The organism is Streptomyces actuosus (genome assembly GCF_016921115.1).
Taxonomy (GTDB): Bacteria; Actinomycetota; Actinomycetes; order Streptomycetales; family Streptomycetaceae; genus Streptomyces; species Streptomyces actuosus_A.
The window spans coordinates 98,269-113,280 of sequence record NZ_JAFFZS010000027.1 but is presented as its reverse complement, the minus strand read 5'-3'; the positions used below and the strand labels follow the sequence as shown (position 1 = coordinate 113,280).

Below are 15,012 nucleotides of genomic sequence, written 5' to 3'. Positions count from 1 at the left end.
GGGTGTCGCCTCCGGCAACGGCAAGGGGCAGATCTTCGTCAAGGGCGAGGTCATCAAGACCGTGCCCGAGTCGAAGATCGTCGAGACCCTGATCGAAGAGGCGATGAAGATCGCCGAGCAGATGGAGCAGGACTCCGTCGCGGACACGGGGAAATCGGCAGTCACGGTGAGTTGAGTTACGGCACGGATCGAGAGGGGGCCGAGGGTGAGCATGCTGGAGAACATCCGCGGACCACGCGACCTGAAGGCGCTGTCCGAGGCGGAGCTGGGCGAACTGTCCCAAGAGATACGTGAGTTCCTGGTGACCGCGGTCACCAGGACGGGTGGTCACCTCGGGCCCAATCTGGGGGTGGTCGAACTCACCATCGCCCTGCACCGGGTCTTCGAGTCGCCCGTCGACCGCATCCTCTGGGACACCGGCCACCAGAGCTATGTCCACAAACTCCTGACAGGGCGTCAGGACTTCTCCAAGCTGCGCGGCAAGGGGGGCCTGTCCGGCTATCCCTCGCGCGAGGAGTCCGAGCACGACGTCATCGAGAACAGCCATGCCTCCACCGCCCTCGGCTGGGCGGACGGGCTCGCCAAGGCACGTCAGGTCCAGGGCGAGAAGGGCCATGTCGTCGCCGTCATCGGCGACGGCGCCCTCACCGGCGGAATGGCCTGGGAAGCACTGAACAACATCGCGGCGGCCAAGGGCCGGCCGCTGATCGTCGTCGTCAACGACAACGAGCGGTCCTACGCCCCGACCATCGGCGGCCTGGCCAACCATCTCGCCACCCTGCGCACCACCGACAGCTACGAGAAGGTGCTCGCCTGGGGCAAGGACGTACTGCTGCGCACCCCGGTCGTCGGCAACACCCTCTACGAGTCCCTGCACGGAGCGAAGAAGGGCTTCAAGGACGCCTTCGCCCCGCAGGGCATGTTCGAGGACCTGGGGCTGAAGTACGTCGGCCCGATCGACGGCCACGACATCAAGGCGGTCGAGTCGGCGCTCAGACGTGCCAAGCGCTTCCACGGCCCCGTCCTCGTGCACTGCCTCACCGTGAAGGGGCGCGGCTACGAACCGGCCCTCGCCCACGAGGAGGACCACTTCCACACCGTCGGCGTGATGGACCCGCGCACCTGCGAGCCGCTCAGCCCGGCCGCCGGGCCGTCCTGGACGTCGGTCTTCGGTGAGGAGATGCTGCGCATCGGCGAGGAACGGGACGATGTCGTCGCCATCACGGCCGCCATGCTGCACCCGGTCGGCCTCGGCAAGTTCGCCGCACGCTTCCCCGACCGGGTGTGGGACGTGGGCATCGCCGAGCAGCACGCGGCCGTCTCCGCCGCCGGACTCGCGACCGGAGGCCTCCACCCGGTCGTCGCCGTCTACGCCACCTTCCTCAACCGCGCCTTCGACCAACTGCTGATGGACGTCTCCCTGCACCGGTGCGGCGTCACCTTCGTGCTGGACCGCGCGGGTGTCACCGGCGCCGACGGTCCCTCCCACAACGGCATGTGGGACATGTCGATCCTTCAGGTCGTCCCCGGCCTGAGGATCGCCGCGCCGCGTGACGCCGACCAGCTGCGCGCCCAGTTGCGGGAGGCGGTCGCCGTGGACGACGCGCCCACGCTGGTGCGCTTCCCGAAGGAGTCGGTGGGACCGCGGATCCCGGCCGTCGACCGTGTCGGCGGCCTGGACGTGCTGCATCGCGACGAGGACCCCGAGGTCCTGCTGGTCGCCGTCGGCGTGATGGCGCCGGTCTGCCTCCGGGCCGCCGAACTGCTCCAGGCCAGGGGCATCCGGAGCACCGTCGTCGACCCCCGCTGGGTCAAGCCCGTCGACCCGGCGTTGCCCCGCCTCGCCGCTGCGCACCGCCTCGTCGCCGTGGTCGAGGACAACAGCCGCGCGGCCGGGGTCGGCGGCGCGGTGGCGTTGGCGCTGGGCGATGCCGACGTGGACGTGCCGGTACGGCGGTTCGGCATCCCGGACCAGTTCCTGGCGCACGCCAAGCGGGGCGAGGTGCTGGCCGACATCGGGCTCACCCCCGTCGAGGTGGCGGGCCGGATCAGCGCGAGCCTGGCCGTGCAGGACGCCGGCCCGGCCGACGAGGAACAGTTGCCCGAGGAGAGACAGCAATGACAACCGCGGAATCCGCGTCGCCGCAGGCCGCCCCCTTCGACCTGAACGGGTTGCTGGCGGCGCGGGGGGCCGAGCGCTACGAGTTGCACGACCGGTACCTGAACCATCAGCTGCCGCGGATGCTGCACACCATCGGTTTCGACAAGGTGTACGAGCGGGCCGCGGGTGCGCACTTCTGGGATGCGGAGGGCAACGACTACCTCGACATGCTGGCGGGGTTCGGGGTGATGGGGCTCGGCCGGCATCATCCGGTGGTGCGGCAGGCGCTGCACGACGTGCTGGACCTGCAGCTGGCGGATCTGACGCGGTTCGACTGTCCTCCTCTGCCGGGGCTGCTGGCGGAGCGGTTGCTGGGGCACAGTCCGCATCTGGATCGGGTGTTCTTCGGCAACAGCGGGACCGAGGCGGTCGAGGGGGCGCTGAAGTTCGCGCGGTGCGCGACGGGCCGGTCGCGGGTGTTGTACTGCGAGCATGCGTTCCACGGGTTGACGGTGGGGTCGCTGTCGGTCAACGGTGAGTCCTCGTTCCGGGACGGGTTCGGCCCGCTGCTGCCCGACGGGGTGGTCGCGCTGGGGGATCTGGACGCCCTGGAGCGTGAGCTGAAGCGGGGGGACGTCGCGGCCCTGATCGTGGAGCCGATCCAGGGCAAGGGTGTGCATGCGACGCCGCCGGGGTATCTGCGGGCGGCGCAGGAGCTGCTGCACCGGCACAAGGCGTTGCTGATCGCCGACGAGGTGCAGACGGGTCTGGGCCGTACCGGTGACTTCTACGCCTACCAGCACGAGGAGGGTGTGGAGCCGGACCTGGTGTGCGTGGCGAAGGCGCTGTCGGGCGGGTACGTGCCGGTGGGGGCGACACTGGGGCGGGACTGGATCTTCAGGAAGGTGTTCTCGTCGATGGACCGGGTGCTGGTGCACTCGGCGAGCTTCGGATCGAATGCGCAGGCCATGGCGGCGGGGTTGGCGGTGCTCTCGGTGATGGAGGACGAGGGGATCGTTGCGCGGGCGCGGGCGACGGGCGAGCTGTTGAAGTCGCGGTTGACGGGGCTGGTGGGGGAGTACGAGCTGCTGGCCGACGTGCGCGGGCGGGGGTTGATGATCGGCGTGGAGTTCGGGCGGCCGCGGTCGCTGCGGCTGCGGAGCCGGTGGACGATGCTGCAGGCGGCGCGCAAGGGGTTGTTCGCACAGATGGTGGTGGTGCCGTTGCTGCAGCGGCACCGGATCCTCACGCAGGTCTCGGGCGACCACCTGGAGGTGATCAAGCTGATTCCGCCGCTGGTGATCGACGAGGCGGACGTGGACCGGTTCGTGGGCGCGTTCAGGGCCGTGATGGACGACGCGCACAACGGCGGCGGCCTCGTCTGGGACTTCGGCAAGACGCTGGCCAGACAGGCGGTCTCGGGACGCTGACCCCGACTGCCGCCTTCGAGGGTTTGCCTCAGAGGCAAGAAACTTGCCTAGCGGGCAAGGGGTCCGGCTGAATGGAGGCATGAGCTCCCCCGAAGCCCTGACCGCGGTGGCGCCGCAGCTGCGTGCCCTGCGGCGCCGGGCCGATCTCACCCTGGAGGCAGCGGCCCGCGCCGCAGGCCTGTCGCCCGCCCACCTCTCCCGGCTGGAGACCGGGCAGCGCCAGCCCTCCCTGCCGATGCTGCTCGCACTGGCCCGCGTCTACGGTACGACCGTCTCGGAGCTGCTCGGCGAGACGGTCGCCGACCGCGACGCCGTCGTGCGCCACGCCGGCATGGAGTCGACGGCGGCCGGCGGCTGGACGTACTGGCAGGCCGGCGCTCCCGGCCGCGGCATGCAGGCCCTTCGCGTCCACGTCCCCCACGGCGCCCAGGGCGACATCGTGCGCGTGCATCCCGGCGAGGAGTGGCTGTACGTCCTCACCGGGCGGCTCGTGCTGCACCTGGGCGACACCACGCACCGGCTGGCGCCCGGCGACAGTGCGCACTTCGACTCGCTGACCCCGCACCGCCTCGCCGCGCAGGACGCGGACGGGGTGGAGCTCCTGTTCGTCCACACCCTGCTGCAGAGCCCGACGGCCGCACTGTGCCTCGGCCCCACCCCTGGAGAGACGCCATGAGCGAGCGCGAGGAGAGGTTCCCCCGCACCCTGTGGATCCGGCTGATCATCTACATCGCGGTGGGACACGTCCTGGCCGCGTTCATCTGGCTGCTGTTCGAGGTCGGGGCCGGTCAGTAGCAGCGTCCCCGCGGGCCGCGTCAGTCCAGCAGCCGGTCCCGCAGCCGCTCGCGCGTCTCGGCGCTGAGGCCCAGTCCCCGCGAGAGGTAGGTCTCCACGCCGCCCCACGTCTCCTCGATGGTCTCGACCGCCGCCGTCAGATACTCGGCACGCGCGTCGAACAGCGGGCTGAGCAGCTCCATCACCTCGGGGGAGTAGGCGTCGCCGGACCCGTTGCTGCGGCGCACCCTGTAGCGGCGGTGCTTGGCGTTGGACTCCAGGTAGTCGGTGAGGATCGCGTCACGCTCCACACCGACCGCGAGGAGCGTGACGGCTATGGACAGCCCCGCACGGTCCTTGCCCGCCGCGCAGTGCATCAGCGCGGGGACGCTGTCCTCCGCCAGCGCGTGCAGGACCCGGGAGTGCTCGGCGGTGCGCTCCCGGACGATCATCCGGTAGGAGGTGATCATCCGGTGGGCGGCCCTGCCGTCGCCGAGGACGGTGCGGAGCTGGCCGATGTCGCCGTCGCGGACCATCTTCCAGAACTCGGCGCCGTCCGCCGGGTCGCTCAGCGGCAGGTTCACGTTGCGCACACCGGGGAGCTCGACGTCCGGACCCTCCAGCTTCTGGTCGGCCGCGTTGCGGAAGTCGAAGATCGTGTGCAGGCCCAGCGCGGACAGGAACGAGGCGTCCTCCTGCGTGGCGTGGGCGAGGTGACCGCTGCGGAACAGCACTCCGTGGCGGACGCGCCGCCCGTCCGCGGTGGGCAGCCCGCCCACGTCGCGGAAGTTGCGCACTCCGGCCAGCTCCGGTTCGGTCGACGGCACCTGCTGCGTCACGAAGGGCTCCTCCCACTCGGCCCGCCGGCGCGGCTCGGCGGGGATCCTCTCGACCATACGACACGGATACCTGGGGCAACGGGTTGCCCACAGGGGCACGCAGGGGGCGCGCGGCGCGGTGCGGCGGGTTTTCCACCGGCGTCGCCGAGCCGGTGCGTGCCCCGTGATGACGGCGGTGCGCGATCGCACGATTCGTATGCCAGGGGCGCGGTGTCTGCCGCGGGGAAGCAGGACCTCGGTGGGGGCCGCCGCCGCACCGGGCGCCGGCCTCTGCCCCGGGTCGCGCTCGGCACCGGCACCACCGGGGGCCTGGGTCTGCGGCTGCGCGCTCGGCCGGTCCGGCGCGTACCCCCATCCGCACCGCACCGCACCGCCCCGCTCCCGGGTGCCCGGGAGCGGATCGCGGGGGCGTCGGGCGCGACGACTGCCGACGCCGGCCAGGGGTGCGTCGTACGGCACGCCCGTCCTCGCCGGGTTGTGGAGCGACGGCGGCTTCGGCGCCCCGAGCCGCGTCTGGCACGTCGGGTGGGCACAGGACCTACCCGACACCGACACCGACACCGACACCGACACCGACGGCGACCGGTCGGAATCGGCGTCGCGCTGTTCGTCGTCCACGGCGACTGGTTCGGCGGCCGCGCCTCAGGCCGGGCGGCCCCGGGGATCGGCGGCCCGGCCCGCAGCACTTCCCGTGGAGTCTCAAGCCGCTCGCCGGCCATGTGCACGGCCTCGGGCTCCGGTTCGGCATCGAGTTCGAAGCGGAGATGGTCGGTCCGGACAGTCATCTGCGCCCGGGCACGCCGAGTTGGTGCAGTGCCAAACGGGACAAACATGGATGGAATTCCGTAATCGACTTGCCCCCGAACCCGTCCGGGAGGATGTCCGGGCGTGGCGGCACGGCGCGCCCGTCCCGGCGCTGCGGCTGTGCGGCCTGGATCTGGAGAAATGGGTACGAACGCCTTGAAGCGGGTGAAGTCCACCGAGGGGCCGTTCTGTTGTGCGGCGGGCTTCAGGTCGGCCCGAGCGGGAATCTCGATGCGGCAGTTCTCCGCCTGTGTCGTATCTGGTCCTTCTGTCCGAATTGCTGACTTCGTTACAACTCGGCGTGGAATAAAGGGGCATGGCGGGCGGCTGCGTGAGGAGCGTCATATTCGTGACCGTCCGTCGCGCGTCATGTTCACGTAATTCGCGGCTCTTTCCTCGTGCATTGGCCATATGGCGCGGCGTCGAATGCACACAGGGTGACCGGTAATTCTGTCCGCCGATCATGCGAAATGGTCGTCCGTGACACCCCGCGCTTGTCCCTGTGCGTCTTGCTCGCCTACGTTCCACACCGATCCGGGCGGAACGCCGAATCCTGCCGCCGCCCGGGGCCCGCACACACTCACCCGTGCCCGGCAGGAGCGGGGGACCCACAGGTACAACCGCCTGTTCCGGTCTCCGGAACGGCTAGGGGTCAAGTCGCGCCGAGCGCGCGGCCGGACATCTCCAGTCCGCACCCGACAGCTCACCTCGCAGGCGCCGGAGAGGAATTCGCCATGCCCGCGAAGGGTAAGCACCGCCGTCCCAAGGCCCAGCGTTTCACCCGTTCCATCGCCGTCGCCGGCACCGGCGGCGCCGCGCTCGCGCTCCCGCTGCTGGGAGCCACCGGCGCCCACGCCGCCACACCCCAGTCCGCCCCGGAAAAGGTCGTCTCCCAGGTCGTCCAGAAGAAGGCGGCGGCGAAGAGCGCCACCGTGCGGCACTACACGGTCAAGGCAGGCGACTACCTGTCGAAGATCGCCCACGACCAGCACGTCAGCGGTGGCTGGAAGAAGCTCTACGCGGACAACCGTGCGGTCATCGGCAGCGACCCGTCCCTGATCCACCCCGGCCTGAAGCTCGCCCTCGGCAAGGAGGCGGCGACGGCCAAGACCTCCGCGTCCTCGGCCGTCGCGAAGTCGTCCACGAAGTCCTCGGCGACCAAGCCCTCGGCGAAGACCGTCACCGCCGCCAAGCCCGCCGCGGCCACCGGCTACAGCCTCCCGGTCGCCGGCGCGGCCGTCGGCACCGGCTACCACGTGGCCGGCAGCATGTGGTCCAGCGGCTACCACACCGGCGTCGACTTCGTCGTCCCCACCGGCACCTCCCTCAAGGCCGTCGCCTCGGGCACCGTCGTCTCCGCGGGCTGGGGCGGCGCGTACGGCAACCAGGTCGTCATCAAGCTGCACGACGGCTACTACGCCCAGTACGGCCACCTCTCGCAGCTGTCGGTCTCGGCCGGCCAGACCGTCAGCGCGGGTCAGCAGATCGGCCTGTCCGGTGCCACCGGCAACGTGACCGGCCCGCACCTGCACTTCGAGATCCGCACCACGCCGAACTACGGCTCCGACGTCGACCCGGTCGCCTACCTGCGCTCGCACGGCCTCGCCGTCGGCTGACGCGACCCTCGCCCACGCACCGCCCTGCCCGGCACGCCGCCGAAGGCCGGACCTCATCCCCGGGTCCGGCCTTCGGCACACCCGGAAGCATGGTCTATTCCCTCTCGGCCCCAGGTGGCGCAGTGGCTTATGTCACCGCCCGTCAACCCCTGCCTACGGTCGCGTAGGTCACATTGGAGGGTGAATCATGGACGGCTGTGGCAGACGATTCGAAGAGTGACAGCAGGACAGTGATCGGGTCGTACGTGGCGGTGGGGGACAGCTTCACCGAGGGCGTCGGCGACCCCGGCCCCGACGGGCAGTTCGTCGGCTGGGCCGACCGGTTCGCCGTACTTCTCGCGGACCGGCAGCCGGAGGGCGACTTCACCTACACGAACCTCGCCGTGCGCGGGAAGCTCCTCGACCAGATCGTGGCCGACCAACTTCCCCGGGCCGGGGAACTCGCGCCGGACCTGGTGTCGTTCTGTGCGGGCGGCAACGACATCATCCGGCCCGGCACGGACCCCGATGAGGTCGCCGAGCGCTTCGAGCAAGCCGTCGCGCTGCTCACCGAGGCGGCCGGCACGGTCATGGTGACGACCGGGTTCGACACCCGCGGCGTCCCGCTCCTCAAGCACCTGCGCGGGAAGATCGCCACCTACAACGGGCATGTGCGGGCCATCGCCGACCGCTACGGCTGCCCGGTGCTCGACCTGTGGTCCCTGAGGTCTGTGCAGGACCGGCGGGCCTGGGACGACGACCGGCTGCACCTCTCGCCCGAGGGGCACACGCGGGTCGCGCTCCGCGCCGGGCAGGCGCTCGGTCTGCCGGTGCCCGCCGATCCGGAGCAGTCGTGGCCGCCGCTGCCACCCCGCGGCACCCTGGACGTACGGCGCGACGACGTCCACTGGGCGCGCGAGTACCTGGTGCCCTGGATCGGGCGCCGGCTGCGCGGGGAGTCCTCCGGTGACCACGTCACCGCCAAGGGGACTCTGTCCCCGGACGACATCAGGACGCGGATCGCCTCCGTGGCCTGACGGCGGGTACGGCGTGAGCGAGGAGGGTGCGCTTGTGGCGTGGTCTCCTGACCGGCGTGCGGGCGTGCGGGCGTGCGGGCGTGCGGGCGTGCGGGCGTGCGGGCGTGCGGGCGTGCAGGCCTGCGGGGCGCAAGGGTGGTGCAGTGGACCCCGGCGTGCCGGGGTTGGGCGGGCGCGGGTTGCGGGTTGCGGGCTCCGGGCGTGGGTGGATCCCGTGCGCCGACCCCGTCCGCCCAGGCCTCGGGCGAGGAGTCCGAGCCCCCGGTCGCCCGCGGCCACCCGGCCCGCCCTTCCGACGCCCAGCGTGCCCGCGGCCACCCGGCCCGCCCTTCCGACGCCCAGGGTGCCCGCGCTCTCCCTGCCGCCGGACCCGCGGCGAGCGGTCCGCCGCACCCGCCGCACCCGCCGCGCCGGGCACGGACTGCCGCGACGCCACGCCCCGGATCCGCCCCCCGGCGTCCTCGGCCGGTCGCCCCCCGTCAGCGCGGCGGTGCCGAGGACTCCCGCTCCAGGCCCAGTTCGCGTGCCAGGGCGTCGTCCACCCAACTCTGCGCGCGAGCCCGGGACACCGCGCCCGGGTAGGCGGTCATCTGCACGGCGAGGCCGTCGAGCAGCGCGGTCAGGCGCAGTGCGGTCTGCGCCGGGTCGGGGCACGTGAACTCGCCCGCTGCGACACCCTCGGCGACCACCTCGGCGATCGAGGCCTTCCACTGCCGGTCGAGGTCGCGCGTGACCTCCCGCAGGGCGGGCTCGCGCAGCGAGGCGGACCAGCCCTCGATCCACAGCCGCCAGCCCTTGGCCTGTCCGGTCGGCGCGTACCACCGCACCGCTGAGCGCAGCCTGCGCAGCGCGCTGGTCCGGCGCCCGAGCAGTCGGCGCAGCCGGGCCAGATCGTCCGCCGCGGCGTGGGCGAACGCCGCGGCAACGAGCTTCTCCTTCGTGGAGAAGTGATAGAGCACCAGCGCGTTGCTCACCCCGAGCGCCGCGGCCACGTCGGCGATCCTGACCGCTGCGACACCGCGTGCCTCGATCTGCTCGACGGCGGCCCGGAGCAGTTCCTCCCGCCGCTCGGCCACACTCAACCGCACTCTTGCCACGACCGTCAGCTTACGGGCTTGCCCGTCGTCCCCGGCGGGCGCACGACGACGGCGACGGCACCTCAGCGCGTCGTCGGGTCGCCCGCACAGGGCCCCGTGAGAGGACGCGCAGGTGCGGAACACCGCTGTCGGGACGGCGAGGACGTCACGGCACCCACTGCTCCGTGCACGCCAGACAGATCCGCCGATTCGACCACGCGGCCCGTGCCGACTCCGCCGCCTCGTACCTGCGGTACAGCACCCAGCCCCACGCCCCGCCACCGGCCACCGCCAGCAGACCGGCCCACACGTGCCCCGACACCAGGGCGGCGATCCCCAGCACGATCACCACCAGCGCGCCCGGAAACGACCTGCCCGGACCGGCCGGCTTCGCGTACCGCTCCCGGTTCGGCGACCCCGGCGGCAGCGAATCCACGTAGTGGGACAACAGCTGCACGTTCGACGACTGGCACTCCTGGCTCGGACACTTCACGGCAACCTCGTCTGGGACAGCGGGAGTTGTGAGCAGCACACTCCAGCGGAGCAGCTGTCTCCGGCAAGGCGTTCGCTGTGGCTGTGGCCGGGGTCACCGGACAGCGGAAACCGGCGCCCCATCCGTCACGCGAGTAGGACGCCGGTGATCGATCGACTACGGCCGCGACACCGTCGGCGGCACCGGCACCGGCACCGGCGGGGCATTCGGCCCCGGCCGGCCTCGTTCTGCGGAGGGACGTGCACCCCCGCGGACGGCCGGGAGGGTCACGGCACGTGGACGGTGGTCTTGTAGAAGTTCTTGATGTTCGTGGGCGCCGCGAGTTTCACGATGGGGGAACCCGGCTGCGGTGCGGGGGGTGTCAGCTGGTTCTGGGGGAGCTTGGGCGGCGTGGTCTCCTGGAAGTTGACCTGGTCGAAGTTGACCAGTCCGGTCTTCTCCATCGACGCGATGTGGTCGAGGACCACCTCGTTGGCCTGGTCGGCGAGCTGGCGCACCAGTGTGTTCTGAGTGGTGGCGCGGATCTTGGCGATGGCCGGGAAGATCTGGCCGTGGGTCACGCGCATGATGTTGGCGGCGGTGGAGTCGAACTCCATGCCCGTCTTGGACTCCACGGTGGCCACGAACTGCTGCTGCTGCGGGGTGGCTTCGTTGGGCAGGGTGATGTTCAGCACCGGAGCGATCCTTCGGCAGCTGTCGTCGAGCAGAGCGTGCCCCACGACCAGATGCTCTCCGGCCTCTCTCATCGGTTTGGTGGCACCCTGCTTGATGGCGTCCTGCCCGAGCCGGTACTCCCAGAGTCCGGCGGAGCGCACCTTGACCACGAAGTCGCGGTCGGACTCGGTCAGTGGGCCGTACTCGGTGTTGGCGATGATGCGGCTCTGGTTGGTACTGGCGTTCTGGACGCCGAGCATGGACGGGTATGCGAGGGCGCTGAGAGTCAGAACCAACGCGCCGCCCACGAAGACGGTGCCGATCGTTTGGCGGGAGATGGGCATGGCGCCTCCTGACGTGAGCATCCCGGTCATCAGAACGTACGGAGGGAACGTGCGGATCAATCATTGCGCGCAGCGAAAAGACCGCCCCTGCCTGTGGTTTTGGTCACACACCGTCAGCATCGCCGGCGGATCCGGTGATTCCGTATGAATTGTCCGGACCCGCCGTCGGCGGTCAGGAACCGCGGACGCCGCAGGGAACGTGAGCCGGTCTTGAGCTCGTCGGCGGTGCCCTCGGCGACGATCCGGCCCCCGCCGAGGACGGCGATCCGGTCGGCCGGCCTCCTCCGGGCCGACCGCGGCGGGATGCGGCCCCGGCGGCCTCGCATCCCGGGAGGCCCGGGCCTCCGGCCCGTCGACCCGGGCCTCCGGCGCGCTATTTCCGCCGCTGCCCCTTGGGCCGCCGCGGGTACGGGAACAGGCGTGGACGGCGTTTGGCGGCGACGTCCTCGACCCAGCCGAAGAGCAGCAGCGCCAGCACGATCAGCGGGACGGCGACGATCAGCGGGAACCACTGGCTGGTGAGCAGCCAGCGCAGGTGCGTGTAGAAGAACGCGTTGTCCCAGAGCGGCTCGATCAGCGGCTCGGTCAGTACCAGGGCCAGGGCGTGCCACAGATAGACGGTGACCGCGCGGGAGTTGAGCAGGCTGACGACTCCGTTGAACCGTTCCAGCCGCCGCGGCCACTTCTCCCAGGACGGACTCAGGTGCAGGAGCAGCAGCACGCTGCCGAAGGACCAGATCGCCTGCGCGAGCGGCACCGCCTCGATGTCGGGGCCGATCCTGGGCTGGTCCACCGGGGCCTGTTGGAGCCACCAGAAGCCGACGGCGAGCAGCAGCGGTGCGATCGACGGTGCGACATAGGCGGGTATGCGGCGGAACACGCCCTCGTGGTAGGCCATGCCCAGGATCCAGCAGGCCCCGAAGGTGGTGAAGTCGGTGACCGTCTCCATGATCCGGCCGGACTGGTCGACCAGTCCGGAGTTGAGTACGGCCGACAGGACCAGCGGCAGCACCAGGGTGACCCAGGGTGTCCGGCGCACGGCCTTGAGCAGCAGCGGCGACAGCACCATGAACCACAGGTAGGCGCGCAGGTACCACAGCGGTACCACGATCTGCTCCGCCCAGGTGGCCGGCAGATGCCCGCCGAAACCGCCCAGGTGGTCGGCGAACGGCGGCGTGCTCACCGGCAGGATCCAGAACGCGAGGTGGCCCCACCACCAGTTCGGATGCCCGTCGTAGTCCGGGCCCCAGCCGTCGAGGATCATCGCCGGCACGACGACGGCGCCGAACATCCACAGGGGAGGAAGCAGGCGGCGCAGTCGTGACCGGATGACGCCGAAGGCCGGCCGGCTCAGGGACCGGGCCATGAGCGACCCGGCGAGCGCGAACATCACGCCCATGGACGGGAAGACCAGCGGCAGCCAGGTCCACGAGAAGTTGTGGTAGATCACGACCCGGACGAGCGCCATCGCCCGCAGCAGGTCGAGGTAGCGGTCGCGGCCCGGCTTCCGGGTCACGGGTTCGGCCGGAGCCGGATCCGGCTCGACCGGCAGCACGAGTCCGGAGGCCGTGACCATGGTGCCGGGCAGGGCCCGGAGGGCCATGGTGTCGGAGTCGACCGTGAATCCGGCCCGGACTGGTTCCGCGGTGCTCATGACGGCATCTCCCCCATGGTGACGTCGAGGCCGACCTCACCGGTGCGTCGCAGCTTCTGCCAGCGCAGCCGGCCTCCGGTCAGGGCGGTGATCCAGGACTGCAGCAGGACCATGTACATCAGGACCCGGTAGACGACCTGCTGCACGGGCAGGGTGATCAGGTGCCAGTACTTCTCACCGTCCAGGTGGAAGGACCACGCGGCGAACACGGCCTGAAGGGCCATCACCCCGAACCAGGCGGCCAGGGTCGCGTACGGGTCGACGAAGATGACCCCGTAGAGCATGGCGACGTCGATCGCCGGCGCGAGCAGCGGGGTGAGCACCATGAACACGGCGACGAAGGGCAGCCCCACGCGGCCGAAGTGCCCTGCGGCGCCCCGCTCCAGCACCGCGTGCCGGTGCTTCCACATCGCCTGCATGGTGCCGTAGCTCCAGCGGTAGCGCTGGGACCACAGCTGGCGCAGGCTGCCGGGCGCCTCGGTCCAGGCGCGGGCCTTCTCGGCGTAGACGATCTTCCAGCCGCCGCGGTGCAGGGCCATCGTCACGTCGGTGTCCTCGGCGAGCGTGTCGTCGCTCATCCCGCCCACCTGCTCCAGCGCGGAGCGTCGGAAGCCGCCGACGGCGCCGGGAATGGTCGGCATGCACCCGAGCACGTCGTACATCCGGCGGTCGAGATTGAAGCCCATGACGTACTCGATGTGCTGCCAGGCGCCGATCAGCGTGTCGCGGTTGCCGACCTTGGCGTTGCCCGCCACGGCGCCGATCCGCGGATCGGCGAACGGCTGCACCAGCTCGCCCACGGTCGAGGGCTCGAAGACGGTGTCGCCGTCCATCATCACGACCAGGTCGTAGGAGGCCGCGGCCACACCGGTGTCGAGGGCGGCCGGCTTGCCGCTGTTGGGCTGCCGGATGAGCCGGACCATGGGCAGGTCCAGCTCCTCGACGATGGCGGCAGTGTCGTCGGTCGACCCGTCGTCGACGACGATCACCTCGATCGGATGCTCGCTCCTGGCCAGGGAGAGCAGGGTGTTGGTGATGCACTCCTGCTCGTTGTAGGCGGGCACCACCACGGTGACCGGTTCGGTCACCGGATCGCCCCAGGTGAATCCTCGCTTCCGGGTGCGGCGGACATGCATGACCGACAGCACCAGCATCAGGGCGAAGCGCAGGAACACCAGGGTCCCGACCACCGCGAGCAGGACGACCAGCCAGGGCATCAGGTGCACGGCGAAGGACGTGCACCACAGGAAGGCCTTGCCCGCCCACAGGTCGTAACCGTCGACCCGGGTGTTGGCGGGGCCGGTGCCGAGCGCTTCGCCGATGGTCTTGAAGGCGTAGCCCTCGGCCTTGAGCTTCTTGATGATGAGGGGGAGCGCGGTCAGGGTCTGCGACCGGTTGCCGCCCGCGTCGTGCATCAGCACCATCTCGCCCTGGCCGGGCAGGTCCGGCATGGCCGCCTTGACGATCGCGTCGACACCGGGCCGCTTCCAGTCGTCGGTGTCCTTGTCGATGAAGCTGACCAGGTACCCGTCGGCCCCGACCTCCTTGGTCACCGGCCAGGACCAGTCGTCGAGGGCGTCGACGGTGGAGGAGTAGGGCGGGCGGAACAGGGTGGTGTGGATGCCCGCCACGCCCGCCAGGGCGAGCTGGGTCTCGCCGAGCTCCCAGGTGAGCCGGGTGCTGGTCTGCAGGGCGAGGTCGGGGTGGGTGAAGGTGTGCAGCCCGATCTCGTGTCCGCCGGCTACGATCCGGCGGATCAACTCGGGGTTGCGGGTGGTCATCGAGCCGGTCACGAAGAAGTCGGCCCGTACGCCCTCGTCGGCCAGCACCTTGAGGATCTTGGGCGTCCACGTCGCGGAGGGGCCGTCGTCGAAGGTCAGGACCACCGTCTTCTCGGGGATCGAGTAGCTGACCGGCCGGTCGTTCCTGTCACCGCGGGCGTCGACGACCGGCCCGCCCTGCAGCACGCCGGGCGGCACGGTGCCCTTGTCCACCGAGACCGCGGTGCGTTCGTCGTGGAAGACCTCGTTGTTCGCCATGCCGCGCAGCACCATCAGCGCCAGCAGTGTCATGAGCACGGTCAGCGGCAGGAAGAAGCGCAAGGGGGGTGCTGCGAGTCGGCGTGAGCGCAGGGGGGAACGCCGGGAGCGTTGATGGCGGGACATGCACTTCCAGGTCGTCGTCTTCGCGGGGCGGGGGCGTGTCGGTCGT

The 15,012-nt window shown here is 70.9% G+C and carries 13 protein-coding genes, 1 pseudogene and 1 riboswitch; of the genes and pseudogenes, 8 read left to right on the top strand and 6 right to left on the bottom strand.

Going from position 1 to position 15,012, the window contains the following annotated elements:
• The 5 genes and pseudogenes from JS756_RS26760 to JS756_RS26740 form a co-directional block, all read left to right on the top strand.
• A pseudogene (locus tag JS756_RS26760) lies at nt 1-175 on the top strand (flavodoxin-dependent (E)-4-hydroxy-3-methylbut-2-enyl-diphosphate synthase); the annotation flags it as partial.
• A gap of 30 nt (nt 176-205) precedes the next feature.
• Nucleotides 206-2,122, top strand: coding sequence for a 1-deoxy-D-xylulose-5-phosphate synthase (gene dxs, locus JS756_RS26755; RefSeq protein WP_205385773.1), 1,917 nt, complete (start codon nt 206-208; stop codon nt 2,120-2,122).
• Entirely contained in the window at nt 2,119-3,531 is a 1,413-nt protein-coding gene (locus JS756_RS26750; RefSeq protein ID WP_205385772.1) for an aspartate aminotransferase family protein, read from the top strand. Before dxs ends, JS756_RS26750 begins: the two co-directional genes overlap by 4 nt.
• A gap of 79 nt (nt 3,532-3,610) precedes the next feature.
• Nucleotides 3,611-4,207 (top strand): helix-turn-helix domain-containing protein, encoded by a 597-nt coding sequence (locus JS756_RS26745; protein WP_205385771.1) that lies wholly within the window; start codon nt 3,611-3,613, stop codon nt 4,205-4,207.
• Entirely contained in the window at nt 4,204-4,326 is a 123-nt protein-coding gene (locus JS756_RS26740; RefSeq protein WP_205385770.1) for a DUF6126 family protein, read from the top strand. The genes JS756_RS26745 and JS756_RS26740 overlap by 4 nt, the downstream gene beginning before the upstream one ends.
• A 20-nt stretch (nt 4,327-4,346) precedes the next feature.
• Here the strand turns inward: JS756_RS26740 and JS756_RS26735 are convergent, their stop codons facing one another.
• Entirely contained in the window at nt 4,347-5,144 is a 798-nt protein-coding gene (locus JS756_RS26735) for a tyrosine-protein phosphatase (protein ID WP_205385782.1), read from the bottom strand.
• 443 nt (nt 5,145-5,587) lie between these two features.
• Here JS756_RS26735 and JS756_RS38110 point away from each other — a divergent pair, with 443 nt between their 5' ends.
• The 3 genes from JS756_RS38110 (at nt 5,588) to JS756_RS26720 (ending at nt 8,580) form a co-directional block, all read left to right on the top strand.
• On the top strand, nt 5,588-6,232 hold the full coding sequence (locus JS756_RS38110) for an alpha-galactosidase (protein WP_205385769.1): 645 nt from the start codon (nt 5,588-5,590) through the stop codon (nt 6,230-6,232).
• A 287-nt stretch (nt 6,233-6,519) separates the two neighbouring features.
• Nucleotides 6,520-6,678: riboswitch (cyclic di-AMP (ydaO/yuaA leader) on the top strand.
• 4 nt (nt 6,679-6,682) lie between these two features.
• On the top strand, nt 6,683-7,564 hold the full coding sequence (locus JS756_RS26725) for a M23 family metallopeptidase (protein WP_205385768.1): 882 nt from the start codon (nt 6,683-6,685) through the stop codon (nt 7,562-7,564).
• Nucleotides 7,565-7,794: 230 nt separating this feature from the next.
• The gene (locus tag JS756_RS26720; RefSeq protein ID WP_205385781.1) at nt 7,795-8,580 is read left to right on the top strand and encodes an SGNH/GDSL hydrolase family protein; all 786 of its coding nucleotides are present in this window, start codon (nt 7,795-7,797) and stop codon (nt 8,578-8,580) included.
• Nucleotides 8,581-9,059: 479 nt separating this feature from the next.
• On the opposite strand, the gene JS756_RS26715 is transcribed toward JS756_RS26720, so the two are convergent.
• From JS756_RS26715 to JS756_RS26695, 5 genes are all read right to left on the bottom strand, one after another.
• Nucleotides 9,060-9,677 (bottom strand): TetR/AcrR family transcriptional regulator, encoded by a 618-nt coding sequence (locus JS756_RS26715; protein ID WP_205385767.1) that lies wholly within the window; start codon nt 9,675-9,677, stop codon nt 9,060-9,062.
• A gap of 145 nt (nt 9,678-9,822) precedes the next feature.
• Nucleotides 9,823-10,149 carry a hypothetical protein gene (locus JS756_RS26710; RefSeq protein WP_205385766.1) on the bottom strand — a complete coding sequence of 109 codons (327 nt, stop codon included), beginning with the start codon at nt 10,147-10,149 and terminating at the stop codon, nt 9,823-9,825.
• Between the two features lie 266 nt (nt 10,150-10,415).
• Complete coding sequence (locus JS756_RS26705) at nt 10,416-11,147, bottom strand: DUF4142 domain-containing protein (protein WP_205385765.1); 732 nt, start codon at nt 11,145-11,147, stop codon at nt 10,416-10,418.
• A 373-nt stretch (nt 11,148-11,520) separates the two neighbouring features.
• Nucleotides 11,521-12,801, bottom strand: a complete 1,281-nt coding sequence (locus tag JS756_RS26700) for an acyltransferase family protein (protein ID WP_240204407.1) — start codon at nt 12,799-12,801, stop codon at nt 11,521-11,523.
• Entirely contained in the window at nt 12,798-14,966 is a 2,169-nt protein-coding gene (locus tag JS756_RS26695; RefSeq protein ID WP_205385764.1) for a bifunctional polysaccharide deacetylase/glycosyltransferase family 2 protein, read from the bottom strand. Before JS756_RS26695 ends, JS756_RS26700 begins: the two co-directional genes overlap by 4 nt.
• Between the last annotated feature and the right edge of the window lie 46 nt (nt 14,967-15,012).